The organism is Terriglobus aquaticus (genome assembly GCF_025685415.1).
Taxonomy (GTDB): Bacteria; Acidobacteriota; Terriglobia; order Terriglobales; family Acidobacteriaceae; genus Terriglobus; species Terriglobus aquaticus.
This window is the reverse complement of sequence record NZ_JAGSYB010000001.1, coordinates 3,090,966-3,115,878: the sequence shown is the minus strand read 5'-3', so window position 1 is coordinate 3,115,878 and position 24,913 is coordinate 3,090,966. Positions and strand designations below refer to the sequence as shown.

General features: G+C 63.8%; 20 protein-coding genes. 13 read left to right on the top strand and 7 right to left on the bottom strand.

The genetic code is table 11. From position 1 onward, the window contains the following. Positions 1 to 216 precede the first annotated feature (216 nt). Complete coding sequence (locus OHL12_RS12945) at positions 217 to 1,281, top strand: zinc-binding alcohol dehydrogenase family protein (protein ID WP_263414234.1); 1,065 nt, start codon at positions 217 to 219, stop codon at positions 1,279 to 1,281. A gap of 31 nt (positions 1,282 to 1,312) precedes the next feature. Here OHL12_RS12945 and OHL12_RS12940 read toward each other — a convergent pair whose 3' ends face one another. Then, the gene (locus OHL12_RS12940; protein WP_399261677.1) at positions 1,313 to 2,950 is read right to left on the bottom strand and encodes a DHA2 family efflux MFS transporter permease subunit; all 1,638 of its coding nucleotides are present in this window, start codon (positions 2,948 to 2,950) and stop codon (positions 1,313 to 1,315) included. Positions 2,951 to 3,009: 59 nt separating this feature from the next. Between OHL12_RS12940 and OHL12_RS12935 the strand changes: the two genes are divergently transcribed. Further along, entirely contained in the window at positions 3,010 to 3,660 is a 651-nt protein-coding gene (locus OHL12_RS12935) for a TetR/AcrR family transcriptional regulator (protein ID WP_263414232.1), read from the top strand. 86 nt (positions 3,661 to 3,746) lie between these two features. Here the strand turns inward: OHL12_RS12935 and OHL12_RS12930 are convergent, their stop codons facing one another. Together OHL12_RS12930 and OHL12_RS12925 are read right to left on the bottom strand one after the other, a co-directional pair. Beyond that, positions 3,747 to 5,366, bottom strand: a complete 1,620-nt coding sequence (locus OHL12_RS12930) for a GDSL-type esterase/lipase family protein (RefSeq protein ID WP_263414231.1) — start codon at positions 5,364 to 5,366, stop codon at positions 3,747 to 3,749. Between the two features lie 31 nt (positions 5,367 to 5,397). Continuing rightward, complete coding sequence (locus tag OHL12_RS12925) at positions 5,398 to 6,801, bottom strand: MBOAT family O-acyltransferase (protein WP_263414230.1); 1,404 nt, start codon at positions 6,799 to 6,801, stop codon at positions 5,398 to 5,400. 153 nt (positions 6,802 to 6,954) lie between these two features. On the opposite strand from OHL12_RS12925, the gene OHL12_RS12920 reads away from it, so the two are divergent. Next, a complete protein-coding gene (locus OHL12_RS12920) occupies positions 6,955 to 7,674 on the top strand; it encodes a septal ring lytic transglycosylase RlpA family protein (RefSeq protein WP_263414229.1) in 720 nt (239 codons plus the stop codon). Positions 7,675 to 7,826: 152 nt separating this feature from the next. Next, positions 7,827 to 8,678 carry a DUF4097 family beta strand repeat-containing protein gene (locus OHL12_RS12915; protein ID WP_263414228.1) on the top strand — a complete coding sequence of 284 codons (852 nt, stop codon included), beginning with the start codon at positions 7,827 to 7,829 and terminating at the stop codon, positions 8,676 to 8,678. A gap of 115 nt (positions 8,679 to 8,793) precedes the next feature. On the opposite strand, the gene OHL12_RS12910 is transcribed toward OHL12_RS12915, so the two are convergent. Then, positions 8,794 to 10,662, bottom strand: coding sequence for a M61 family metallopeptidase (locus OHL12_RS12910; RefSeq protein WP_263415132.1), 1,869 nt, complete (start codon positions 10,660 to 10,662; stop codon positions 8,794 to 8,796). A 173-nt stretch (positions 10,663 to 10,835) separates the two neighbouring features. On the opposite strand from OHL12_RS12910, the gene pulA reads away from it, so the two are divergent. After that, positions 10,836 to 14,279: a pullulanase-type alpha-1,6-glucosidase gene (gene pulA, locus OHL12_RS12905; protein ID WP_263414227.1), complete on the top strand. Its 3,444-nt coding sequence runs from the start codon at positions 10,836 to 10,838 to the stop codon at positions 14,277 to 14,279. Positions 14,280 to 14,452: 173 nt separating this feature from the next. Here pulA and OHL12_RS12900 read toward each other — a convergent pair whose 3' ends face one another. The 3 genes from OHL12_RS12900 to tgt all read right to left on the bottom strand — a co-directional run bounded on the left by OHL12_RS12900 (position 14,453) and on the right by tgt (position 16,718). After that, the gene (locus OHL12_RS12900; protein WP_263414226.1) at positions 14,453 to 14,902 is read right to left on the bottom strand and encodes a hypothetical protein; all 450 of its coding nucleotides are present in this window, start codon (positions 14,900 to 14,902) and stop codon (positions 14,453 to 14,455) included. 218 nt (positions 14,903 to 15,120) lie between these two features. Then, entirely contained in the window at positions 15,121 to 15,465 is a 345-nt protein-coding gene (locus tag OHL12_RS12895; protein ID WP_263414225.1) for an HNH endonuclease, read from the bottom strand. Between the two features lie 113 nt (positions 15,466 to 15,578). Then, positions 15,579 to 16,718, bottom strand: a complete 1,140-nt coding sequence (gene tgt, locus OHL12_RS12890) for a tRNA guanosine(34) transglycosylase Tgt (RefSeq protein ID WP_263414224.1) — start codon at positions 16,716 to 16,718, stop codon at positions 15,579 to 15,581. 356 nt (positions 16,719 to 17,074) lie between these two features. Here tgt and OHL12_RS12885 point away from each other — a divergent pair, with 356 nt between their 5' ends. The 8 genes from OHL12_RS12885 to gluQRS all read left to right on the top strand — a co-directional run bounded on the left by OHL12_RS12885 (position 17,075) and on the right by gluQRS (position 24,913). After that, positions 17,075 to 17,749: a PEP-CTERM sorting domain-containing protein gene (locus OHL12_RS12885; RefSeq protein ID WP_263414223.1), complete on the top strand. Its 675-nt coding sequence runs from the start codon at positions 17,075 to 17,077 to the stop codon at positions 17,747 to 17,749. A 189-nt stretch (positions 17,750 to 17,938) separates the two neighbouring features. Continuing rightward, complete coding sequence (locus tag OHL12_RS12880) at positions 17,939 to 19,579, top strand: PAS domain-containing sensor histidine kinase (protein WP_263414222.1); 1,641 nt, start codon at positions 17,939 to 17,941, stop codon at positions 19,577 to 19,579. 308 nt (positions 19,580 to 19,887) lie between these two features. Then, a complete protein-coding gene (locus OHL12_RS12875) occupies positions 19,888 to 20,631 on the top strand; it encodes a gamma-glutamyl-gamma-aminobutyrate hydrolase family protein (RefSeq protein WP_263414221.1) in 744 nt (247 codons plus the stop codon). Beyond that, positions 20,624 to 21,241, top strand: coding sequence for a 16S rRNA (guanine(527)-N(7))-methyltransferase RsmG (gene rsmG, locus OHL12_RS12870; protein WP_263414220.1), 618 nt, complete (start codon positions 20,624 to 20,626; stop codon positions 21,239 to 21,241). The genes OHL12_RS12875 and rsmG overlap by 8 nt, the downstream gene beginning before the upstream one ends. A 180-nt stretch (positions 21,242 to 21,421) precedes the next feature. Continuing rightward, positions 21,422 to 22,297 (top strand): ParA family protein, encoded by an 876-nt coding sequence (locus OHL12_RS12865; protein ID WP_263414219.1) that lies wholly within the window; start codon positions 21,422 to 21,424, stop codon positions 22,295 to 22,297. A gap of 30 nt (positions 22,298 to 22,327) precedes the next feature. Further along, on the top strand, positions 22,328 to 23,257 hold the full coding sequence (locus OHL12_RS12860) for a ParB/RepB/Spo0J family partition protein (RefSeq protein ID WP_263414218.1): 930 nt from the start codon (positions 22,328 to 22,330) through the stop codon (positions 23,255 to 23,257). A gap of 7 nt (positions 23,258 to 23,264) precedes the next feature. Next, positions 23,265 to 24,062 (top strand): methyltransferase family protein, encoded by a 798-nt coding sequence (locus OHL12_RS12855; protein ID WP_263414217.1) that lies wholly within the window; start codon positions 23,265 to 23,267, stop codon positions 24,060 to 24,062. A 5-nt stretch (positions 24,063 to 24,067) separates the two neighbouring features. After that, positions 24,068 to 24,913 (top strand): tRNA glutamyl-Q(34) synthetase GluQRS, encoded by an 846-nt coding sequence (gene gluQRS / locus OHL12_RS12850; RefSeq protein ID WP_263414216.1) that lies wholly within the window; start codon positions 24,068 to 24,070, stop codon positions 24,911 to 24,913.

Genomic DNA, 24,913 nt, shown 5'->3' with positions numbered 1-24,913 from the left:
CCTGCGATGGGCAGGGCAGCGGCCCCGCGTTCTCTTGAGCTTGAAATTTGCATGTCCAACGGACCCGAGCCATACAGCCCGCTCAGCCGAAGCAGCCAGCCCGCGCTCTCACGACGCCTTGGCCAACCACTCAGGACAACCTCAGTAGTGTACCCCAAAATCCACAGCAGCGGAAGCCGCCTTCCTGGCCCTGCCCGAACGCTGCCCGGTCGGACAATGCAGCGCCAGCGCCTGCGTCAAATTCTGACGCACCGCATCCAACCGCACGAGGTGACCATGCCCGACGCCATCCCCCAGACCATGAAAGCCGCCGTCCTCAACGCTCCCGGCGGTCCGGAAGCCCTGCAACTTGAAACTCGCCCTGTGCCACAGGCCACCCCCGGCCAGGTGCTCATCCGCGTCCGCGCCTTCGGCATCAACCGGTCCGAACTGTTCACCCGCCGCGGTGAATCGCCCAACGTCAAGCTCCCGCGCATCCTCGGCATCGAAGCCACCGGAACCGTTGCCGACGCACCCGGCGGCGAGTTCCAGCCCGGCGACGTCGTCCTCACCTGCATGGGCGGCCTGGGCCGCGACATTGACGGCGGCTACGCCGAGTACACCCTCGTCCCCGCCGCTCACATTCAGAAGATCGACACCGCCCTTGCCGACCAGCTCGGCTGGGAAACCCTCGGCGCCGTCCCGGAGATGCTGCAGACCGCCTGGGGCTCGCTCTTCACCGCTCTGCAACTCAAAAAGGGCGAGCACCTGCTCATCCGCGGCGGCACCACCTCCGTCGGCCTGGCCGCGGCGGCGATCGCCAAGAACTTCGGCGCGCACGTCAGCTCCACCACGCGCAGCGCCGACCGCGCCGACCTCCTCCGCTCCTCCGGCGCCGACGAGGTCTTCATCGACTCCGGCGAGATCGCGAAAGACGTTCGCGCCAAATACCCCGACGGCGTCGACCGCGTGCTCGAGCTCATCGGCGTCACCTCGCTGCTCGACTCGCTCCAGTGCGCCCGCGCCGGCGGCAGCGTCTGCATGACCGGAATTGTCGGCAACAAGTGGAGCTTCGACAGCTTCACCCCCATGGCGGCCATCCCGTCGGCTGTCAACCTGACCGTCTACGCCGGCGAAAATCCCAACTTCATGCAAATGCCGCTGAACGACCTCGTGAAGCAGATCGCCGACGGCACGCTCAAAGTCCAGGTCGGCAAGACCTTCCGCCTCGATCAGATCGTCGAAGCCCACCAACTGATGGACAGCAACAAGGCCGGCGGCAAGATCGTCGTTCTTCCCTAACCGCGTCAACTGCGCCCGAAGGCGGGCAGCGTCAGTGCCCGCCCTCTGGAGCCTTCGCCCCCGGCCTTAGGTTCGCGCTCAGCAGAATCAACGGTGCTGCGATCAGCGTCAGCCAGGCCATCATGCGAAAGCAGTCCATAAACGCGAGCATGCGTGTCTGCGCGTAGAGCTGGTCATAGTAGCGGGCCGTGGCCGCAGCCATGCTGTCGGCAGCGGCATAGCCGTGCTGCTGCAGATACGCCGCGGTTGCCTGGATCGCCTCACGCAGCCCGTTCGAACTGCTCGTCAGGTTCGCGGCCATGCGGTCCTGGTGAAAATCCTGGCGGCGCTCCGACATGGCCGTCACCAGCGCAATGCCGAAACTGCCGCCCCAGTTGCGGAAGAAGTTGGTCAGCGACGAAGCCTTGTTGTTCTGCGCCGGGCTTAGCTGCGAATACGCGATCACCGACAGCGGCACAAAGAAGAACGCGTACCCCAGCCCCTGCAGAGCGCGCGCCAGCGCATAGTGGCGGTAGTCGGTCTGCAGCGTGAAGCTGCTGTAGTGCAGGAACGAGTAGCCCACCGTGAGGATCGCTCCAAAGAGCAGGTTCTTCGGCTTGATGATGCCGCGCTGCACCAGTTGCGCGCCCACCGGCGCCAGGCACGTGATCACAAACGCGCCGGGGCCAAGCACCAGTCCCGCATCGATCGCGCGATACCCATACAGCGACTGCAGAATCTGCGGAATCATCGTCGTCGACGCGAACAGCCCCACACCAAAGACAAAGTAGAAGACGTTCGCAATGGCGAAGTTCCGCACCTTCAGCAGGCGGAAGTCGATGATGGGATCGCGCGTGTGCAGCTCCCACCACACGGCAACGCTCAGGCACGTGATGCCGAGAAAGGCCATCCAGCAGATAAAGGTGGAGCCGAACCAGTCTTCGATCTGTCCGCGGTCCAGCAACACCTCAAGCGCTGCAGACCCCACACCGATCAGAGCGATGCCAATGCCGTCAACGTTCAACTTGCCATTCACACGAACCGACTTGCGTTCCTCCGCAAAGCTCGCGGGATCGTGCACAAACCGGTTCGTCAACAGCAACGACAGGATGCCTACCGGGATGTTGATAAAGAAGACCCAGCGCCAGTTGTAGTTATCGGTGATCCATCCGCCCAGCACGGGCCCAATCGCCGGCGCGGTCACAATCGCAATGGTGTACAGCGCAAAGGCACTGGCGCGCTTGGCGGGCGGAAACGTGTCCACTAGGATGGCCTGCTCCACCGGCGCCAGCCCGCCGCCGCCAATGCCCTGCAACACCCGCGCCATCAGCATCACGCCCAGCGTGGGCGCGATCCCACAGAAGAAGCTGGTCACGGTGAACAGCGCAACGCATGCCATGTAGTAGTTCTTGCGGCCAAACACGCGCGACAACCACGCAGACATGGGCAGCACCACCGCATTGGCGACCAGGTACGTGGTCAGGATCCACGTCACCTCGTCGAACGACCGGCCAAGTCCGCCCGCGATATACGGCAGCGAAACGTTGGCGATGGACGTATCCAGCAACTCCATGAATGTGGCGATGGTGACCGTCAGGGCGACCACCCACGGATTGATTGCTGGCCTGGCTTCACTCACGCGCTTCACACCCTCATCTGCGTTATGAGACCGATTGGTCTCTTTTCGCATCTGATTAGGCAGAGCAGGTGCAGGGTTCAGCTTTCTTGCACGCATATGCTGGTAAGGCCATGAGCAAAGGTGAAGAAACCCGGCAGGGCATCATCGAGCGCGCAGCGCCGCTGTTCAACCAGCGCGGCTTTCACGGCTGCAGCATGAGCGAGATCATGAAAGCCACAGGTCTGCAGAAGGGCGGCATCTACCGCCACTTCAGCAGCAAGGAAGAGCTCGCCGAAGCCGTCTTCCACTACTCCGTCGATGCCGCCGTGAAGTCGCGCACAGAGATCCACACCGGCAGCGACAGCCCGCTGCTGCGACTGCGCGCACTCATCGCGCGGTTCGTGGAAACGCCGTCGCCCATCCCCGGCGGCTGCCCTCTGTTGAACGGCGCCATCGACACCGACGACGGCAACGAGGCCCTGCGTGCGCTCGTGCGCAAGGCATTCCAGGCCTGGCGCAAACGTCTTCACGCCGTCATTCAGGACGCGATCGCCGCAAAGGAGATCAACGACGGCACCGACGTCGCGTGGCTCGTAAACACCGTCATCGGCACGCTTGAAGGCGCCGTGATGCTGAGCCGACTGGAGCGGAGCAGGGAACCCCTGCTGCACGCGCAACACACGCTCGATCTCGTTCTGAACTCCGTCGCAGTCAAGACAGCAGGCGCAGAAAGCAAGGCTCTCCAGCCAACGTCTCCGGCCCGCTCATCGCGCCGAAACTGATTCACCACCGCGCTCTGCAACCCGGCCCGCTCACAGGACAGTGATGTCCCGCCCTTCACGGAAGAGCCCCACTCTTCGGCCGCCTTCTAGGGCGCGGTCTGAGGTTCGGCCTGCGGCGACGTCTGCGTAGCAGGCTTCGCCGGACGCTTCTTCGCCACAGCGGGCTTTTTCGCCGCTCCTTCTGCCCTGGCCTTCGCCGCATCGGCCTTTGCCTTTGCGGCTTCGGACTTCCTGCGCTCGGCCTCTTCCTTCTTCTTCGCCGCAGCCTCGGTCGCGCTCATCACCCTGACCACGCCAATGCCGTTGCGCTGCTTCCACCCGTCAAACGCGGCGTATAAATGGTCCACAAACAGCCGCGCCACGATCACCGCGCCATCCGGCGTGGGGTGGATCAGGTCGGCCGTGATCAGCCGTGGCTTCGCCGCATACCAGCGCGCCATCGTGCCATCGCCGCCTATGGCCGCATAGGTGTTGAAGAACGCGCAGTGCGTATCGGCCGCTACCTTCTGCTGAATCTCCACGATCTTCGGGATTTGCGGATTGGTGTGGATCTCGCTCATGCCGCCGTGCTCGCCGCGATCCATCGGACTCATGATCAGGATCGGCACACCCGGCGCCGCCGCCCGAGCCTTCGCGACCGCCGCACGCAACTCCTGCTCCAGCGTCGTGACCAGCCCCGCGAACTGGCTCTCGTTGGTGCCGTAGTTGATCACGATCAGGCTCGGCTTCGCCTGCTGCAACTCCATGCCCCATGCCGCCGGATCGAACGTGCGCGACACCACCGTCGTGGTCGCTCCATTCAACCCCAGCGAGTCATAGATCACGCCTTTTCCACCGTGACGGAAGTCCGCACCGAACCACTTCACGCTTCCGTTGCTGACCGCAACCTTGATCTCCTTCGCGCCCGCGGGCAGGTTCACCAGCCGCGATGCCGGCACCGCCGTAGGCCCATTCGTGTCGATGGTCGCGACGTTGTTGCCATCCGCCGCGACCGTCATCGTTCCGCCGCCCGGCTGCTGCAAGTAGTCGATCGCCACCGCCGTTGCCGGAGCGCTCGCCGCATCGCGCAGCGTGTAGGTCGTCTCCGCGCCCGCGCTGCCGCTGAAGATCGCACCACCCAGACCGTACAGCGACTGCTTCATCTTGCCCACGCCGGTCGCGTCCTTCTGCGACGACGCCCAGCCCGAGTCCTTCATCTCCACGTTGCGGTGGCCGTACCACGCCCACGGCTTCGCGCCCAGGTTGAACCCGTGGCCCGCGTCGCCAAACCGCTCCTGCAAAATCTCGCGAATGTCGCCCGTGATCAGGTCGGCCGTCGTCGGCGAATCGCCGTAGTGCAGCACCGTGACCATCACCGGCTTGCCTTGCTGCAACGCCCACAACTGCTGAAAGAAGGGGTCCAGCGCATGGGAGTCGTCCACCATCACCGGCGAAGTCGCAACCGCAGCTACAGCACTCCCGCCTCCTTGCGGATTCTTACCCATCGTTCCCGGAGCACCCTGCGCTCCCGTTTGCTGCACCCCGTTCAGCGGCAATGCCGGCGTCACGGGCACCGGCCGCTTCGGCCAATGCATCTGCCACGCATCCGCAATCACCGTCGGAGCCAGCCCGCGCACATCGCGCTGCGGCCACCAGTGCGCCACCGCCAGCACCGCCACCGCGGTCGCCAGCGCTAACCCGGTGCGCACCACGCCCGCTTGCGCCAACCCTGCGGGGCTCTCCTGATTCGCTGCTGGATTAGAAAGCCCCATACACAAACCCCGCCGACCCCTTGCCCGCCAACTGCTGAATCAGCAGCACAACGCCCGCCACCGCCGCACCTTGCACCCAGAACGGCATCCACTCCGCCCACCGCGCCGCGCGATCAAACCAATCCTGCGGAATCGCCTGCGCCAGCGCGGCAAAACTAAGCACGCCCCAAAGCGCGGGCGTCACGTTCTCCGTACCCGGCGTGTGCGATGCGATCTGCTGGAACACCAGCTTCGCCGTCGACAAATCCTGCGCCCGGAAGAACACCCACGTGAAGCAAACAAAGTGGAACGTCACCAACGCGCCCAGCACTCGCGCCCACAGCGGACCCTCGCCCAGCCGCCGTTTGCGGCCCTTCTTCCATCGCGACTGCGACCACACAAACACCAGGCTCAGCACCACACCGTGCAACGCTCCCCAGATCAGAAAGTTCCACGTAAACCCGTGCCACAACCCACCCAGCAGAAAGGTGGTCACGATGGCGTACGTGAAGGTCGACTTCAGCCACGCCCGGCTCTTCGGCAGCGACTCAAACAGGTAGTCCGTCAGCCAGCTTGAGAAGCTGATGTGCCACCGCTTCCAGAAGTCCTGCAGGTTCACGCTCAGGTACGGCGTGCGGAAATTCTCCGGCACGGCAAACCCCAGCAGCATCGCCACGCCCATCGCAATGTCGGTATAGCCGCTGAAATCGAAGAACAACTGCAGCGCATAGCCATACACCGCCAGCAGGTTCTCCACGCCCGAGTACAGCAGCGGCGTATCGAACACGCGGTTCACCAGGTTGTCGGCCAGGTAGTCCGCTACCAGCAGCTTCTTCACCAGCCCAGTCGCAATCAGCAAGAGCGCCGTCGCCCCCTGCTGCCGCGTCAGACCGAACGGTTTGCCCCACTGTCGCAGCAGTTTTGCCGTCCGCGGAATCGGGCCAGCCAGGATCGTCGGAAAGAACAGCGCGCTCGCCAGGTACGAAATGGCGTTGCGCTCCGGCTTGGCGTCGCCACGGTACACGTCCAGGGTGTAGCTAAGTGACTGAAAACAATAGAAACTTAGGCTCAACGTGAACAGCCAGCCCCACTCCCGGCCGCCGCGCCGGGCATCCAATATGGGCAACGTCTTGAAGAAGACGAGTAACCCCACGTTCAACAGCAGTGATAGACTGACCCAGGTTTTGCGGAGGGCTGTCGCCATGCCAGGCGTGCCCAGCCGTAACCCAATGGCGAAGTCCACCAGAGCGGCAACGGGCAACACGAGGTACACCGGCCCAAACTTCGCCAGAAAAAACAGGTTGGCCACCAGCAGCAACACTTGCTGGCCCCTGCGGGAACCGCCAAGCGCCCAATAGAGCGCAACTACACACAGAAAGAAGACGAAGAAGACAGGGGAGCTCAGGGACACTGCTCGAGCCGGTTTTACAGGACCGTGCGAACTTTTCTTTCAGGAAGGGCGCCGGCTAAGACTCAGAGCAAACAGCGTCCCTGTGACCACAGCAACATAGAACCTCGTTCTCGCGCAACACCCCTTGTTCGACTTCCTCTTGCAGGAACCATTTTGATCAGCAATCGCACTGGAAAAGACCCGGTAACCGCCCCCAAGCACACCTCGATTTCGCGTTTCCTCCACCGTCCCGCGTTCCACCTGCGCGCCGCGCTTCGCCTCCTTGGCCGCCGCCGCTTTCTTACTACCGCGCTGCTTGCTGGCTCCGCCACGGCTGCTGCCGCCATCTCCCTGACCACAGCGAATCATTCTGAAACGCCGGCCCCGCTTGCTGCTCCGCCGGTAGCGCTGACGCACGTGCCCACTGCGGCCCAGGCCATAGCCAGCGCCTCCGTCAACAAGAAGCACAACCGGTTCGTCGAAGCTCTGCACCTGAACAAGCTTGGCGATCAGTTCGGTGACCTGCACCCCATTCGCAGTATCGAGCGCCCGCTGACCGCACTCGGCAAGCCCCTGGCCGCCCTCGCCAACCCCCTTCGTGGCATCGCCACCTGGTACGGCTCCGTGCTGCACGGCCACACCACCGCTTCGGGCGAAATCTTTGACGAGCACGAGTTGACCGCCGCACACAAGACTCTGCCGCTCGGCACCGTCGTGCGCGTGACCGACCTGCACAGCCGCCGCTCCGTCGTGGTCCGCATCAACGACCGCGGCACGCTCGCTCCCGGCCGCATCATCGACCTGTCCAGCGCCGCCGCCGAACAGCTCGGCATTCTGCGCGCCGGCACCGCAAACGTGAAGCTGGAAGTGCTGCGCAGCCCGGACCAGGGCTAAGCCGACGGCGACCGATCCCCACAAGGGCACAGCTTCGGCTGTGCCCTTCGTCGTCCGAGTCACCTGCACCCGTCCCACGACACACCTTCTTTGTAAAAAAACAGGGAACCAGCGGCCCGGCTTCGCGTATCACTCTGGCAGGAGACTTCCCCATGGCCCCGTTCGCGCGTACCCTTCCCGTTGCCCTGCTTGCCTGCACCGCACCCCTCCTGTACGCGCAAGGCAAAGTGGTGGAGAAGAACTACTCCGTCGGTGGCCACGCCGAGCTGCAGCTCACCGCGGACGACGCTTCGATCCACGCCGCCAGTTGCGGCTCTTGCACGGCGGTCCGGGTCCGCGTCGATTTCCACGATGCCGATCCCGAGCGGTACGACCTGAAGCAGAATCAGAGCGGCAACACCGTTCGCTTCGAGCTCAAGCGCAAGCCCTTCGGCGGCTGGTTCCACGGCTGGTCCCGCGGTCCCGAAATCACCGTAGAGGTTCCCACCGAAACCGATGCGAACCTCTCCACCGGCAGCGGCTCGGTCTATCTGGGCGGCGTCCACGGCCGGCAGGAACTGCACAGCGGCAGCGGCAGCATCACGGGCGAGCAGATCGACGGCGCGCTGAAGGCTGACACGGGCAGCGGCAGCCTTCACCTGCGCAGCATCCATGGCGACCTGGGAGCACAAACCGGTTCAGGCACCATCGATGCGGACGGCTCCGTCGTCCTGCACCGCCTGAGCACCGGCAGCGGCAGCATCCACCTCGCCCTCGCGCAGGGTTCCACCATCCAGAGCGGAGCTCTCATCGAAGCGGGCAGCGGCTCCATCGACATCCGCGTGGCCCCCTCCACCCGCGCCAACCTCGAAGTGAACACCGGCTCCGGCAGCATCCACAGCGATCTACCGATCACCGTTCGCGGTGACGTGGACAAACATACGCTCACCGGCACCCTCAACGGCGGCGGCCCCTCGCTGCGCGTCACCACGGGCAGCGGCAGCGTAGCTCTGCGCTCGCTCTAGGCCGATCCACTCCGCGGGCGCGTCCGTATCGATGGAGAAGGGGCACAGCAAGCGCTGTGTCCCTTTCACTTTGCACTGGGCCTTGGAAGCTTTCCTGCGAACAACCGTTCCCGCCTCAGCGTGTCACCGGCTTCAGAATCTCTTCCATGCGGTCCGGCGTTCCCTGGACCCGGGTCAGCCGCGGATACCGCAAACCCTGGGCCGCGCTCACCGGCACCACGGACAGCGCATCGCCCTCCTGCACCGTCAGTTGCAGCGTCCCTGCGCTCCGCAGGGCAGTGTTCAGCACAGCCAGCGTGAACACCTTGCCGTTCACCGCGACCACTTTCTGATCGGGTGCCAGGCCCGCCTTGTCCGCCGCACTCCCAACGCCCACATCGCCGATCGCGCCATCCGTTCCCACGCTAAGGCCGATCGAGAACCACGCCGCCATGGACGGGTCCTCGGCCGCCACCACTGCCATCTCCGGCGTCGGTTCCGGCGTGTACTCCAGCCGCCATCCTGCCTGCTCCACACCTTCCACGTTCACGCGCGGCTGCACGTCGTACAACCGGGTCTGGACGAACCCTGCCCAATCGTTCGGTGCCACCGCGTTCAGATCGCGCACCACCTCGTCCAGGCTGTACGGCTCCACGCGCACCTCGCCCGGCTTGCCCGCCTGCAGGAACAGCAGAAGAAAGTCGCGCAGGCTCTTCTTATCACCGGTCAACTTGCGGATAGTCGTATCCACATCCAGCCAGAAGATGGAGCCCTCCGGGTAGTAATCCGTGCCACGCTTCCAACTGCTCCAGCTCGATCCGCGGCCGCCGCGCGGCATCGCGTCGATAAACGTGGTGTCCTCGACGGACCGCCACGCTCGCCCGCTTTGCGCATCCTGCTGTGCCAGCGTTAGAGCCAGCTCCTGCCGGTACTGCGCCGCCGTCATCACGCCGGTGCGCTCCGCCAGCACGTCGCCCAGGTAGTTCGTCAGCCCCTCGTACACCCACAGCAGGTTGTTTTGCATGGGCGTCGCGTAGTCCGGCGTCGCCAGGCCATCGGGCCGGCGAAACTTGCCGTTCCAGGAGTGGGTGAACTCATGCGCCAGGATGCCGGACGTGCCGACCTCCGGGTCGTACTCCTTGAAAAAGCTCAGAGGCACCGTGTTGTCCGACGACTCATGGTGCTCCAACCCACCACCACCACCGTTCTTCATCAGCACCAGGAAGTGGTACTGCGTGTAGTGCGGCGGACCGTACATCGCAATGCCTTCGCGCAGGAGGTGCGACATCTTCGCCAGCGCCTCCGCACTCACCTGAACCGAGGCCGCCGTCGGCCCCACCACGTCCAGAAAATGCGGCAGCGGCGTTCCCGAGCTCAGCGCGTATTCGTGGAAGAACTTTCCAGCCATCACCGGCGAGTCCTGCAACAGCTCCACCGTGGTCGCGGCGTACTTCACGGTGCCGCCCGCGGCCTGATTCGAATCGGCAGCGGCCAGCGGATGCAGCGACGTGCCCACACCCCATCCCGCCGGCAGCGTCACCGTCGGCTGAATCGCAATCTGCCGCACCGGAACATGCGCCGGATACAACAGCACCCCGTTCCATTCAAACGCCGCATACGTCCCATTTACGTTGCGCGTGTCCAGCGAATCCAGGTGCGCATGAATCGCCGCCACGCCGGCCGGCACCTCCACGTGGTACTCGTACACATTCACCGGGTCGCGATGCCACTTGAGCACCTGACCGCCTGCTTCAAACCGAAGACCCACAATGTCCGTCACCGGCCCGCGCGGTCCATGCGCCCCTGGGATCCACTCCGGCGTGATCAGGTCCACGGTCTGCGCCCCCGCCCCAGCCGCAACCGGCAGGTCCACATCCGCCCGCACGATCTTCCGAGGCGCCTCCCGCAGGTCCAGGTGGATCTGGATCGCAGTGGACGTCTGCTGAGCCGCAACAGCGGCGGACAGCACAACGCAGGACACAGCAAGGGCAACAACCGGAAGCACTTTCTTCAAAGGAACAGGGGCCTTTCTTTCGCGCAAAACTTCACAGGATCGCACCTGATTGTAGGCTGCGAGCGCCGGACTCAGAACCTCCATTGACGGACGATCTTTCCTCGCCGTAGGCTCCTCTGCTGCGAACCCCGCTTGCATTCCCCCGTTCGTCCAGGAGTTTCCCCGTGCGCCTTTCCGCTCGCCTGCTCGTTCTTGTTGCGGTTGTCTTTGCCTGCTTCGGCTGCGGCCTCACCGCGCAAACCTCTGCGCCCATTCCCGCGAATCACGTCCGCATCCACTACCACCGCAGCGACGGCAACTACGGCGGCTGGACGGTCTACGCCTTTGGCGGCACCACCGAAGACCAGGGCAACTACAACGGCGGCCCCGTGCAGCAGTCCGGCTCCGACAGCTTCGGCGCGTTCTATGACGTGGGCATCGTCGCCGGCACCACGGACGTCGGCATCATCGTGCACAACCCCACCGCCGCCGGTGGCGACCAGAAAGACCCCGGGCCCGACGAGCACATTAATCCATCCGCCCAAGGCAACGAGTATTACCAGCTATCCGGCGTGGTCGGCCTGACCACCACCATGCCCGACATCACCAGCCACAAGAACCCGGCGATCCCCGCCAACACCGCGCGCATCCACTTCTTCCGGCCCGACAACAACTACACCGGCTGGACCGTCTACGGCTTCCGCGACTCGGCCACCGACCAGGGCAACTACAACGGCGGCCCCGTGCAGCAGACCGGCACCGACAGCTACGGCGCCTACTACGACGTCGCGCTCATCCCCAACGCGCAAAGCCTCGGCTTCATCGTCCACAACATCCAGACCGGCACCAAGAACACACCCGCCGACCTCTTCCTCAACGTCGCCCTCTACAACGAGGCCTGGATCATCTCCGGCGATCCCACCGTCTACCTGCAGCCACCCAGCGCGGCCGACCTGCTGAACGCAAACTTCTACAAGCTGCAGGCGTTCTGGATCGACAGCACCACCATCGCGATTCAAAGCGTCTACGCTTCGTCCGGCACCAGCTTCTACCTGGTCAGCAGCCCGAACGCCGGCATGACCATCACGGCAAAAGGCGTCACCGGCAGCGGCCTGCCGCTCACCACGGGCGGCACGCTCTCCGCACAGCAGCTTGCCCGCTTCCCGCAACTGAAGGGCTACACCGCCCTGCAACTGCGCGGCAATCTGAAACCCGCTGAGTACCGCAAGCTGCTCACCGGCCAGCTTGCCGTCGAAGCGCTGAAGTCGGACGGCACCCTGGGCTACGCCACCGGCGTGCAGGACGCAGGCGTGCTCGATGACCTGTACGCGTACTCCGGCAAGCTGGGCGTCGTCATCCGCAAGCAAGGCGTCAGCAGTGCCGACGACGAGTGGAACGACTTCGCCGATGAGCAGGACGGCGACGTGAAGATCAAGGTCTGGGCGCCCACGGCGCAGGCCATGAAGCTGCAGCTCTTCACTAACTCCACCGACACCGCGCCCGCGCAGGTCCTGCCCATGCGCAACCACAACGGCGTTTGGGTCGCGCGCCTCGACAGCTCGTGGATCAGCAAGTATTACCTGTTCGACGAGACGGTCTACGCTCCATCGACCCGCTCCATCGTCGAAAACATCGTCAGCGATCCCTACAGCACTGACCTCGCTCTGAACGGCTCTAAGAGCCGCATCACCGACTTCACCGCCGACACCAACCAGCCGCAGGGCTGGGACGCTGACCGTGCCCCCGCACTCGCCCGCGTCAACGACCTGAGCATCTACGAGCTGCACGTCCGCGACTTCAGCGTGAACGACGCGACCGTGCCCGAGGAGCATCGCGGCACCTATCTCGCCTTCACCGACGCGAACTCCGACGGCATGCGCCACCTGCGCACGCTGGCCGACAGCGGCCTCAAGGCCATCCACCTCTTGCCCACCTTCCACTTCAACAGCGTCAACGAAGACAAGTCGACGTGGAAGACCACACCCAACCTGAACGGCCTGCCACCGGACAGCCAGCAGCAGCAGGCCGCCGTCGCCGCCGTGCAGGGTTCCGACGCCTACAACTGGGGCTACGATCCGGACCACTACCTCGCCGTCGAAGGCAGCTACGCCGTCAACCCCGACAACCGCGTGAAGGAGTACCGGCAGATGGTCATGGGCCTGCACAGCGCCGGCCTGCGCGTGATCCAGGACGTGGTCTTCAACCACACCAGCGGCTTTGGCGAGGCGTCCAACTCCATCCTCGATGAGGTCGTTCCGAACTACTACAACCGACTCGACGCAGACGGCGCTCTGCTGAACGCCTCCTGCTGCGCCGACACCGCGACCGAACACCTGATGATGGGCAAGCTGCAGCAGGACGCCATAGTGTGGAATGCGAAGCAGTACAAGATCGACGGCTTCCGCTTCGACATCATGAGCTTCACCTTCGTCCCCAACCTGCAGGCGATCCGCCAGGCTCTGGCCAAACTCACGCTGGCGAAGGACGGCATCGACGGTTCGAAGAGCTACATCTACGGCGAAGGCTTCAGCTTCGGCGAGACCGCCAACAGCGCCCTGGGCGTGAACGCGCAGCAGAGCAATCTGTACGGCACCGGCATCGGCAGCTTCAACGACCGCATCCGCGATGGCGTTCGCGGCGGCGGCCCGTTCGATGACGAGCGCGTGCAGGGCTTTGCCACCGGCCTGTTCACCGCGCCCAGCAGCTACACCAGCGGCATCACACCGCTGCTTGACCAGAAGTCCACGCTGCTGCACCGCTCCGACTGGATCCGCGTCGGCCTTACCGGCAACCTGCGCGATTACAAGTTCACCGACAGCACCGGCAACCAGAACACCGGCGGCGGCCTGGACTACCAGGGCCAGCCCACCGGTTACACCGCGTCGCCGGTCGAAGCCGTGAACTACGTCTCCGTTCACGACAACCAGGACATCTTCGACGCCATCCAGGTGAAGGCCGCCACCACGGAGCCCGCGGCAACCCGCGCCCGCCGCCAAGTGCTTGCCATGAGCCTCGTAGAACTCGGCCAGGGCATTCCGTTCTTCCAGGCCGGCGATGACCTGCTCCGCTCCAAGAGCCTCGACCAGAACAGCTACGACTCCGGCGACTGGTTCAACAAGATCGACTGGACCGGCCAGGGCAACAACTGGGGCATCGGCCTGCCGATCCAAAGCCAGAACGGATCCCAGTGGAGCTTCCAGCAGCCGCTGCTCGCCAACACCGCCCTGCAACCCTCCCCGGCCGACATCGCCACCACCACCACTGCCTTCCAGGAGTTCCTGAAAATCCGCAACGGCTCCAGCCTCTTCCGCATGACCTCCGCGCCGGAGATCCAGCAGAACCTCACCTTCCTCAATACTGGCACCACACAAACGCCGGGCCTCATCGTCATGCGGCTGTCGAACACCAACGGCCTCAGCTACAGCGGCTACAGCAACATCGTCGTCGTCTTCAACGCCACCAGCACACAGCAGAGCTTCACCTCCGCCACCCTCGCCAACCAGCACCTCGCGCTGCACCCGATCCAACGCCGCTCCGGCGACGCGGTCGTACGCAACGCCACCGCTAACAACAAGACCGGAACGCTCACCGTCCCGGCCCTGACCACGGCGGTCTTCGTGGGGGAGTAGCCCGCAAGCCACCAGCAAATGAGGAAAGGGCCGCCACCAGCGGCCCTTCTCTCTCAGTCCTACCTGCGAAAGCAGCCCGTTTCAGCCATTCGGAACACCCGCTCCGAACAGATCCCTTCCGAGAAGCCGACTTATGGATAGTAAAACCTAAAGGGCGACATCTCGCAGTGTGGTCAGATGCCGTAAGTGAGGTTCGGTAATGAATCAAACTCCCATATCCAAGAGGCACGCCCAGCATCTTCAAAATGTGGCCGATCAGGCTTCGCGCGTTCCCGCACCCTTGCGAGAGGGTTTTGAAGGTTCAGTCGCTTGGCTCCGCTCTCGATAACATCACCCGCAAGATGAATGGCATACTGCAACGCCACAAATGGATCTTCTCCGAACGGAGCGAAGACCCTGTCATCGCAGTCGAGACCTGAAATCTGAAACGGACAACGAAAGGTGTTTGTGTCTTGCCCTTCTTGAGGAACGCCTCTCTGATTAGTCATCACGGGGCGTCCGAGGCGCACCCAGATAAGCCGGGCCGCACCGGACGATTCAAACAAGGTAAAGCGTCGTTCTGCTATGACATCGCCAAGCGCAATTAGGGGAGATTCTGAAGTCGAAGAGGGGTCTGGATGCAACTAGGGCTCCAGCAAACGTGTACTTCCCACTTTACATATCAAGCACAGGCTAATGCACCGCAAGCGATGTCAGTTTAGGGAACGATAAACGCCGTTAGCGGAAGTTGGGTGATGCGCAGGCACGCCATCCGATGCTTCTCACCTGCACGCGACCGCTTCCTGTGCATTTAGATAGGTGGCGGAAGACCGTGTGCAAAGTGTCTGGTCGCTCCTTCCGCTTACTCCACCCGCGCTCGCCGCGTGGGCGCGTTGAAGTTTTCAGGCTTCTTCGCGATCCATCGCAGGAACCGCTGAATATCTTCGCGCCCGCGCAAGGCGTCCAGGTCGGCATACACCGTGGCCAAATCATGGTTCGACACGTGCGCGTGAATCGTCCGGTGGCAGATGGGATGAACCGGCACCATCTCCGTTCCGCCTTCGCTCTTCGGCACGCGATGGTGCCACTCCACCCGGGCACCCAGCGGCCTGCCGCATAAAGCGCAAACCGGTTCGGGCTCGGCGACGCGTGCCGCCTGCGCCTCTGCCTCCGCCCACTCCTGCTTGCGCTTGATCCGCCCCTTCACTCTCTGTAAGACGCCGCCACATCAGGAGCCCGCCACGCCGCAACGCGTACGCCTCGCCACTGCGGCCTCTTCTGCCGCCGCAGCGGAAACAGGCGGCTCTCCTGTGCGCCAGATCAATCCCCCTGGCCGTGCAGTTCCGCGCGCACCCGCCGCATCGCATCCAGGTAGAACTGCAGGTTGTGTACGCTGGCCAGGGTCGCAGCCAGCGGTTCGCCCGTGTGGAACAGGTGGCGTAGATAGGCCCGCGAATACCGCAGACACGTGGAGCATGCGCAGTCCGGGTCCACCGGCCCGCTGTCCTCCGCAAACTTCTTCCCGCGAATATTCAGCCGCCCCTCGCTGGTGAACAGCAGCGCATGCCGCGCCGCGCGCGTCGGCAACACGCAATCCATCTGGTCCACGCCCATCCGCGCGTACTCCACAATCTCGTCCGGGTAGCCCACGCCCATCACGTAGCGCGGCTTGTCCTTGGGCAGCAGCTCCAGCGTGTGCGCGATGATCTCGCGCGTCACCTCACGCGGCTCGCCCACGGCCAGACCGCCGATCGCATACCCGTCAAAGCCCGTACCCTCCGCGTCGCGCATTTCCAGCAGCCGCGCCGTCGATTCCGTCCGCAGGTCCTTGTACATGCCGCCCTGCACAATGCCGTACAGGTTCTGCCGCTGTCCGCCGCGCTCGGCGAACCAAGGCACGCGATGTGCGTTCTCGCGGAAGTGTCGCAGCGACCGCTCCGCCCACGCATGCGTCAGCGCCATCGAGCTCTGCGTGCGCTCATGCGTCGCGGGATGCTCCGTGCACTCGTCAAAGGCCATCGCAATGTCCGCGCCCAGCGCAATCTGCACGTCCATGGAGTGCTCGGGCGAAAAGAAGTGCTTCGACCCATCCAGGTGCGACCGGAACTCCACCCCGTCGGGCGAAATCTTGCGCAACGCGGCCAGCGAAAACACCTGGAACCCGCCCGAATCGGTCAGCATGGGCCGATCCCAGCTCATGAACTTGTGTACTCCGCCCAGCCGCGCAATCAGGTCATGCCCTGGCCGCAGGTACAGGTGGTACGTGTTCGCCAGGATGATCTCCGCGCCCCGCCCGTCCGCGCCCAGGGTCTCCAGCATGCCCTGCGGAACCGCCTTCACGCTCGCCGCCGTACCCACCGGCATAAACACCGGCGTCTCCACCATCCCATGCGGCAGGTGCAGCGTCCCACGCCGACCGCCACCCTCCGTTGCCGCATGCACCTCGAACCGCAAACCCATACGCCATTCTCGCCGGTCCGCGCAGAAGCGCCGTCCGGGCAGAAGGGCACGCGACCGGAGCCCACCTATTCGTGGCGAGAGCTCCGCCGTGACCTAAGCTCACATCGCCGAGCGTCGATGCTGCGCGGAAGGCGCTCCTGGAAATAACTTCCATACCAGCTCCACTACTAAGAATCAGACTTCGCCTAAAGACGTCATTCTTACAGCAGGGCTAAAGCTTACTTCGAGTCTGCTGTAAGTACATCGGCAATAGCCTGAGTTTTGCGGAGCTATACCTACAGACACAACTTAGGTGCCATCTACCTGTCTGCATTCATGAAAGACAAAGCCTTCATGAAGCCAGGAGCATTTCCCCGATGTCCAACTTCTCCCATGCCGCCTCGCTCACGGCAATTGCAGCAATCTTCGCTTTGGCCACGGTAGCCCCTCAGGCACAGGCTCAGGTCAACATCAGCTCAGGACAGATCACCGCATCGTCTGACGGCAACACTTACAGCGCCAGCTACCCGTCTGCTATCGGTTTCGGCGTGGGCAGCGACGGTGGATACAGCCAGGTCCAACTCAACACCGTAGGTGCCTATAACTCACCGCAGTCGCTCCAGGTCGCCTTCCTCCAGACAGTTGCGTCCGCCAACACCACCACCGGCAACTTCACCGCGACGCTGTCCACGGCATCGACCACGGGCTATAACATCGCGGACCTTGCACCGATCTTCACAGACGGGCCGGTGCCGGCAACTTACTCCTGGGACCTTTCCCTCAAGGATCTTGCCACCAACACCTTCTTGTATCAGGACATCAATGGCGTGATCTCCGGTTCGGCGCTCGGCAATCTCGCGTCCGGATCGTACCTGCTCACGGTAGACGCTGCCATGACGACCTTGACGGATCCGACCCTGAACTACACCCCCACGATCTCGTTCGGTAGCCCCTTCAACCTGGCTGCAACCCCTGAGCCGTCCAGCCTCTTTCTGCTGGGCACCGGTCTGACTGGCATGGCGGCTGCCCTCAAGCGTCGCGTCCGCGCCTAGTCAAACCTTCGCGCACTGCAGTAATCAGCGGGCCGGCGCCGCTCATGCGCCGGCTTTTCTGCAAGGACCGAAATGACGTGGGTGCCGCCCAAGCACCTCACGCCACCTCTGAACGCGTCACAGAAGAGCAGACGCATGGGATTTCCGGAACACATACCAGCCGCCAGCCCTGTTCTTGGAACAGGCACCATGGCTTCCATGATTCGCGCCCGGAACTGGTCCAACAGCGACCTGGGTCCCATCTCCACCTGGGACAACAGCCTGCTGACCACCGTGAACATGATCCTCTCGATTCCCACACCGGTGCAGGTGTTTTGGGGCGAGCAGATGACGACCCTCTACAACGACGCCTTTATCCCCATGCTGCGGGGCAAGCATCCGTCCGCCCTGGGCCGTTCCGCCAGCGAGGTTTGGACCGAGGTATGGCCCGACGTTGGCGAGCAACTTGAGAGCGTCTTCCGCGAAGGTAAGTCTTACAGCTACAATGATTTACCGCTAGAACTCCTGCGTGACGACGGGCTGCAGCGAGGGTACTTTACCTTCACCTACAGTCCCATCCGCGATGGCGGCGGCAAGGTTGTCGGCCTGCTGAACCTGACCCAGGAAGTGACCGAAACCGTGCACGCTCGTGAAGCCACCCGGCGCAGCGAACGCCGCTTTCGCACCCTGGTCGACTCCGCCAGCGTCGGCATCGCCATCGGCACGATCTCCGGCGAACTCACCTACATCAACCCGGCTCTGCAATCCATGCTGCAGTACACCGAGCAGGAAGTGGCGGCCGGCCTGGTCCGCTGGGACAAGCTCACGCCGCCGCGGTACGCCGCGGCCGATCTGCAGGCGGTTGCGCAGTTGCAAGCCTCCGGCGTGGCCGAACCGTACGAAAAGGCCTACTTCGACCGGAATGGCAATCCTGTGCCTGTGCTGATCGGCGCCTTCAGCCTGCCTCCAGACAGCGACTTGGGCGGGTCGGGCGACATTGCCGTTTTTGCCGTGGACCTGCGCAAACAGAAGCGTGCCGAGGGCATGCTGCTGCAATCGGAAAAACTGGCCGCAGTCGGTAAGCTTGCCTCCTCCATCTCGCACGAGATTAACAACCCTCTGGAGGCCGTGACCAACCTTCTCTACCTGGTGCGCCTGGACGAGAGTATTCCGCAGCAGTCGCGCGATTACCTGGAAACTGCCGACCGCGAGCTGGCGCGTGTCTCTCAGGTAGCCTCGCAGACGCTCCGCTTTCACCGGCAATCGACCCGTCCCACGCGAGTGGACCCGAGTTCGCTGGTAGATGAGGTGCTCCAGTTGTATAACGCTCGTTTCGCCAACTCGCGGGTGCGCATCGAGCGGCAGTATCAGGCCGGGGTAAGCCTGACCTGCTACGAAGGCGACATTCGCCAGGTGCTGAATAACCTGATCGGCAACGCGATCGACGCCATGCGCAACAGCGGCGGCTGCCTGACTGTACGCACTCGGCGCGCAACCGATCGCGCCAGCGGAAGGCCCGGCGTTCGCATCACCGTGGCGGATACTGGCTCCGGCATGCCTCGCGCAACGCTGGACCACATCTTCGACGCCTTCTACACCACTAAGGGCATCCACGGAACCGGCCTGGGCCTGTGGATCAGCTCGCGCATCGTGCATAAGCATCGCGGCTTTCTGAACGCCTATAGCTCGACGACTCCCGAGCATCACGGCACCGTCTTCCAGTTGTGGCTACCAGAAGATCTCGCCCCGTCCGCACGCGAGGCCTGGCATGAGGAAGAGGTCAGCACCGAACCGCTGAACGCCGCAGTACGGAGGATCACCGCGCCCGAGGTCGCCGAGGCAGCCGCCTAGCTTCACGATACCAACATGGTGAGCCCGCCAACAAGAGCTTGCGAGGCGTTGCTGGAACTCGAGAGCTGCCTTGAAAGGAATGTGGCGAGCGGACAGGAAGTCAGCTCGCCATTCTCTACTTACGTATGTGCAGACTAGGAGAAGAGGCACCGCGTACTGCTGCGGCACTCCAAAACTTACCGCAAAGTCGGTCCTTTTTCGAGAAATTATGCGTAACCTCTCCTTTGGCTCACGTCAGTTACTTGTGTGATCTGCCCGGAACTCGCGTGGCATACGCGCTAACTATGCGGCATAAAATGTGAGAGGCCGTGCGACCTACCATTCTTATTCCCAGCCCAACGTCCTTTGACCCGGAGTACAACCAGCAGTGCTGGCCGGAGTACGCCGCTGCCGTCCAACAGTGCGGCGGCACCGCTGTCGCAGTTCCGCTGAATGCTACGGAACCAGAGTTGCTCCGCCTGGCGGAGATAGCGCAGGGCATCCTGCTGCCCGGTAGCGGAGCGGACGTGCTTCCGGCGCGGTACGGGCACGAGGCAGAGCCAGAGACAAACCCCGCTGACGCCGAACGCGAGCGGGTCGACATGCTCCTGCTGGAGCTTGCGGAGCGGAACCAGATGCCAACCCTGGCGGTCTGCTTTGGGCTCCAATCGCTCAACGTCTATCGCGGAGGCACGCTGGTTCAGCACCTGCAGCCGGTTCCGGTCAACCATCGCGCGGGCCGCGCCGTTGCGGAGGCACATAGCTCTGTGGTGGCTGCCGAATCTCATCTCGGACGCATCCTGAGCGCTGCGCAGGATGTCTCGCCGGACGCTGCTGATGGATTTTTGCGGCTTATGGTCAATTCCAGTCATCATCAGGCGGTGGGCGTTCCGGGCGACGGTCTTCGGGTATCCGCGCGATCCACGCAGGATGGCGTGATCGAAGCGGTCGAGGACCCGTCGCATCCATTCCTGGTCGGGGTGCAGTGGCACCCCGAGCGCACCATCGATCGGAGTGACGCATCTCGCCACCTGGTCGGGGCGCTGGTCGCAGCGGCGGTGCGGCATGGCTAAGCTCGATCCCGCGGAAATCGGCGTTCTGCTGCAGCCGTACCTGGCCGAGGAGCCGTCGCGTTCTCTATGTGAGCGGGTGCAGCGGTACCTTGCCCTGCTTGAAGTGTGGAACAAGAAGCTGAACCTGACCTCGGTTCGCGAAGCCGCCCAGATGGTGGAGCGCCACATGGGAGAGAGCTTCTACATGGCCCGGCTGCTGCCAGAGTTTCAGACCATGCTCGATCTCGGTTCCGGAGCCGGATTTCCCGGATTGCCGATTTCCCTCATGCGTCCGGAGGCGGATGTGATGCTGGCCGAGGCGCACGCCAAAAAAGCCGTGTTTCTGCGCGAGGCGGTCTGGATGACGGGGTCCCACGCCCGGGTTTGGGCGCACCGGGTAGAAGAGATGGAGCGGGACTACCGCTTCGACGTCGTCACGCTACGCGCAGTGGACAACATGCCCGACGCCTTGGCCCTTGCGATGGATCGCCTCGAGCCCGGTGGCACTCTGGCGTTTTTCACGGCGCAGGGCGGCGAGACGCGGTTACCGGAGGCACAGTGGGCTCACGTGGCGACGCATAACGTTCCCCGATCGGGTGGACGCATTCTAATAGCGACTCTGGCGCAGTAGAGGCCCGCAGCCCGCGGTGCCGTGGAATCAATCTGCTGTCGCTGCGAACCTGTGAGATAGCTGAGCTGAGCGAGCCCAGTTGCAAATGTTCCACGTGGAACATCTGATCTCGTAGGCAGCTCTGTTCCACGTGGAACATTTGGAACGCACACCGTCTCTCCGGTAGTCTGAGCCTGCAGCATGTCCAAAGAACCCGTTCCCCCTACACAACCAGGCAAAGTCATTGCGGTCGTCAACCAGAAGGGTGGCGTGGGCAAGACCACCACGGCCATCAACCTGGCCGCGGCGCTCGCGCTTGAACTGCTGCCCACCTTGCTGGTGGATTGCGATCCCCAGGCCAACAGTACGGGTGGCGTTGGACTCTCGCGGGCGGAGGAGCGCGCCTCCACCTATAGCGTGCTGGTCGACGGGGTTCCCGCAGACGAGGCGATCCTGCCGACACCGGTCGAGAACCTGTCGATTCTGCCGGCCAGCCGCCATCTGATCGGAGCGAACTTCGAGATTGCCTCGCAGGATGGGCGCGAGTTCCGGCTGCGCGACGCGCTGGAGCCGCTTCGCGAGAAGTACCGCTTTATCGTGCTGGACTGCCCGCCTTCGCTGGATTTGCTCACGCTGAACGCGCTGTGCGCGGCAGACGGGCTGCTGGTGCCGATGCAGGCGGAGTATTTTGCGCTGGAAGGAATCAGCGAGCTGATGAGCACACTGGACCGCGTAGTCGCCGGGCTGAACCCGAAGCTGGAGCTCGAGGGCGTACTGCTGACCATGTTCGATCCGCGCACCTCGCTGTCGCAGCAAGTGGCGGAGAACTTGAAGAGCTTCTTTGCCGACAAGCTGTTCGAAACGACGGTTCCTCGTAATGTTCGCCTGGCGGAGGCGCCCAGCCACGGGCTGCCCGTGATCCTGTACGATCCGCGCTCCCGCGGCGCCGAGGCGTACCAGGAGCTGGCGCGGGAGCTGCTGCGCCGCAACAAGATCGAAAGCCCGCGTGCGGTCGAGCTGGCCAGACAGAAAAAGCAGAACAAGCCGGAAGTCCGCTTCTGGCCTTACAACCGCTGACGCACCTCGTTCGGATCGGAGACACACCTGATGGCTATCGCAACCTCCGCAAAACGCCCTGCGCTGGGCAAGGGGCTGGACGCCCTGCTTCCGCCCAAGCCAGGGACGGCTCCCGCTGCTCCGAGCAGCAATGTGGGAAAGATCGAGGCGTCCGCGGCGGAAGCGAATGCCGGAACGCCGCTCCAGATCCCGCTGCAACGGATCGAGCCCAACCCCTTCCAGACGCGCACCACGTTTGAGGAAGGTGCACTCACGGAGCTGGCGAACTCCATTGCCGCGACCGGGGTGGTGCAGCCCATCACCGTCCGAAGCCTGCCGAACGGCCAGTTTCAGTTGATCGCTGGCGAGCGCCGTTGGCTGGCTTCCAAGCAAGCCGGCAAAGAAACCATTCCGGCCGTCGTAATCAAGGCGTCAGACGCGCAGACCATGGAGATGACCATTGTCGAGAACCTGCAGCGCGCCGACCTGAACCCGATGGAGCAGGCGCGCGCCTTTGAACGGCTGGGCCGGGACTTTCACCTGACGCAGGAACAGATGGCGAGCCGAACCGGCAAGGATCGCGCGTCGATCGGCAACTTCCTGCGCCTGCTGCGGCTTCCGCCTGAGGCGCAGGAGCAGTTGGAAGCCGGAACGATCACGTTTGGTCACGCCAAGGCGCTAATGGCGCTGGAAACGCCGGAGCAGATCCTGAGCGCCATGCGCAAGGTGAACGCGCTGTCGCTCTCGGTGCGCGCGACGGAGACCTACGTGAAGCGGCTCCTGAGTCCTGAGGCCAAGCTCGGCAAGGCCGCCGCTGAGGAGGAGCAGATCGACCCGAACGTGAAGGACGCGCAGGACAGCATTCAGCGCCGGGTCGGGCTGCGGACGCGCATTGAAGATAAGAAAGGCAAGGGTCGCGTGATCATCGAGTACCGCAGCCTGGAAGATTTCGACCGTCTACTCGAATTGCTGGGCCAGTGAGGAACCTGTGAAGCCGCTTCCGGAGTACCTGCGGGCGACCGCGTTCGAATACAAGCACCGATTCCTGATTCACGGCCTGATCTACACGCTGGGGCTGGCTGCGCCCTGGCATCTGCCGCTGTGGAGCTTTCTGCACAATGAGAGCTGCTGGTTCCTGATTGCCGACGCCGCGTCCAAGCCGACGTTCGCCAACTTCGCCCCGGTTTGGAATGAGGTCTGTGCCGGGCTGGTGCTATTTGCCGTAGCTGGCGTAGCGCTGCGAGTATGGGGCGCGGCCTACCTGGGCGCGGCCACGGTGCACTCCGGTGGAATGGATGGGTCGGGCGTGATTGCGGCTGGGCCGTACCGGTACCTGCGGAACCCGCTGTACCTGGGAACGCTGCTGCATTCGGTTGCGATCGTAATGCTCATGCGGCCGGAAGCGGCGGTATTGACGATGATTCTGCTGACCGTCCTCCAGTTGCGGCTGATCGGGCGCGAAGAGCCCTTTCTGCTGAACCGGCAGGGGGTGGCGTACGCGGCATACTGCGACCGGGTGCCTCGGCTGCTGCCCAGGCTGCGCTCGGGCGTGTCCAGTTCCGGGTACCGACCGAACTGGGCACAGGGGTTCCTGAGCGAGGTCTACATGCTGGGTGTTGCGGTGACCTTTGCAGTATTTGGGTGGACCCGCGGGTATGCGTGGGACCTGAGCCTGATCCGGGTCGTGCAAGGAATCGTGATCGCGCTGGGGCTGTCGGTGGTGGCGCAGGCGTTCATACCGAAGGCAGCAAGTCAGCAGGCCAGCGAGCCAGCAACTCAGCGGTAACGCTGGTGGCGGGTTATCGAGGGCGGATCGCACCTTCGCCGACCGGGTACTTACACCTGGGGCATGCGCGAACTTTCCTGATCGCGGAGCAGCGAGCGCGCGTGGCGGGCGGGGTGCTGGTGTTGCGTGATGAGGACCTGGACGCGAGCCGGGCACGGCCGGAGTATGCCCGGGCGATGTTGGAAGACCTGGCGTGGCTCAGGATCCGGTGGGAGGAAGGGCCACAGGTTTCTGGAGACGAGCCTGGAGCGTTTGGGCCGTACCGGCAGAGTTCACGATTCACTTTGTATCGCAAAGTTATTGGGGACTTGCAGCGAAATGGGTGGCTTTACCGTTGCACGTGTTCGAGGCGGGATTTGGCCTCTGCGGCGCGCGCTCCCCACGCAGAAGACGACGATGAGCCGCTGTATCCAGGCACCTGCCGCGATCGCGGCTGCGTGGGTGAGGGCGCGCTACGGTTCCGGGTGCCAGAGGGCGAGGTCGTTGGGTTCGTGGATGGCGGGCTCGGGCCGCAGACGTTTGTAGCGGGACGGGATTTTGGCGACTTCGTCGTGGAGCGGCGGGACGGCGTGCCCAGCTACCAGTTGGCGTGCGTGGCGGACGACTTTGCGATGGGAATCACCGAAGTGGTGCGCGGCCGCGATCTGTTGCGATCGACCGCGCGGCAGATCCTGTTGCAGCGAGCCCTGGCGTACCCGACGCCGGACTACTTCCATTGCGCGCTGATGGTGGATGCGCATGGTCAGCGGCTGGCGAAACGGTCGGATGCGTTGAGCCTGCGGGCAATGCGTGAGCGGGGAGTGAGTGCAGCCGAGGTTCGCGCGATGGCGCTGGGTGGGACTGTGCGGTAG

Coding starts and splice junctions, on each gene's coding strand:
- OHL12_RS12945 (WP_263414234.1), top strand. CDS start 217: ATGCAGCGCCAGCGCCTGCGTCAAATTCTGACGCACCGCATCCAACCG.
- OHL12_RS12860 (WP_263414218.1), top strand. CDS start 22,328: ATGGCTATCGCAACCTCCGCAAAACGCCCTGCGCTGGGCAAGGGGCTG.
- OHL12_RS12940 (WP_399261677.1), bottom strand. CDS start 2,950: ATGCGAAAAGAGACCAATCGGTCTCATAACGCAGATGAGGGTGTGAAG.
- OHL12_RS12880 (WP_263414222.1), top strand. CDS start 17,939: ATGGCTTCCATGATTCGCGCCCGGAACTGGTCCAACAGCGACCTGGGT.
- OHL12_RS12915 (WP_263414228.1), top strand. CDS start 7,827: ATGGCCCCGTTCGCGCGTACCCTTCCCGTTGCCCTGCTTGCCTGCACC.
- rsmG (WP_263414220.1), top strand. CDS start 20,624: ATGGCTAAGCTCGATCCCGCGGAAATCGGCGTTCTGCTGCAGCCGTAC.
- OHL12_RS12865 (WP_263414219.1), top strand. CDS start 21,422: ATGTCCAAAGAACCCGTTCCCCCTACACAACCAGGCAAAGTCATTGCG.
- OHL12_RS12935 (WP_263414232.1), top strand. CDS start 3,010: ATGAGCAAAGGTGAAGAAACCCGGCAGGGCATCATCGAGCGCGCAGCG.
- tgt (WP_263414224.1), bottom strand. CDS start 16,718: ATGGGTTTGCGGTTCGAGGTGCATGCGGCAACGGAGGGTGGCGGTCGG.
- OHL12_RS12885 (WP_263414223.1), top strand. CDS start 17,075: ATGTCCAACTTCTCCCATGCCGCCTCGCTCACGGCAATTGCAGCAATC.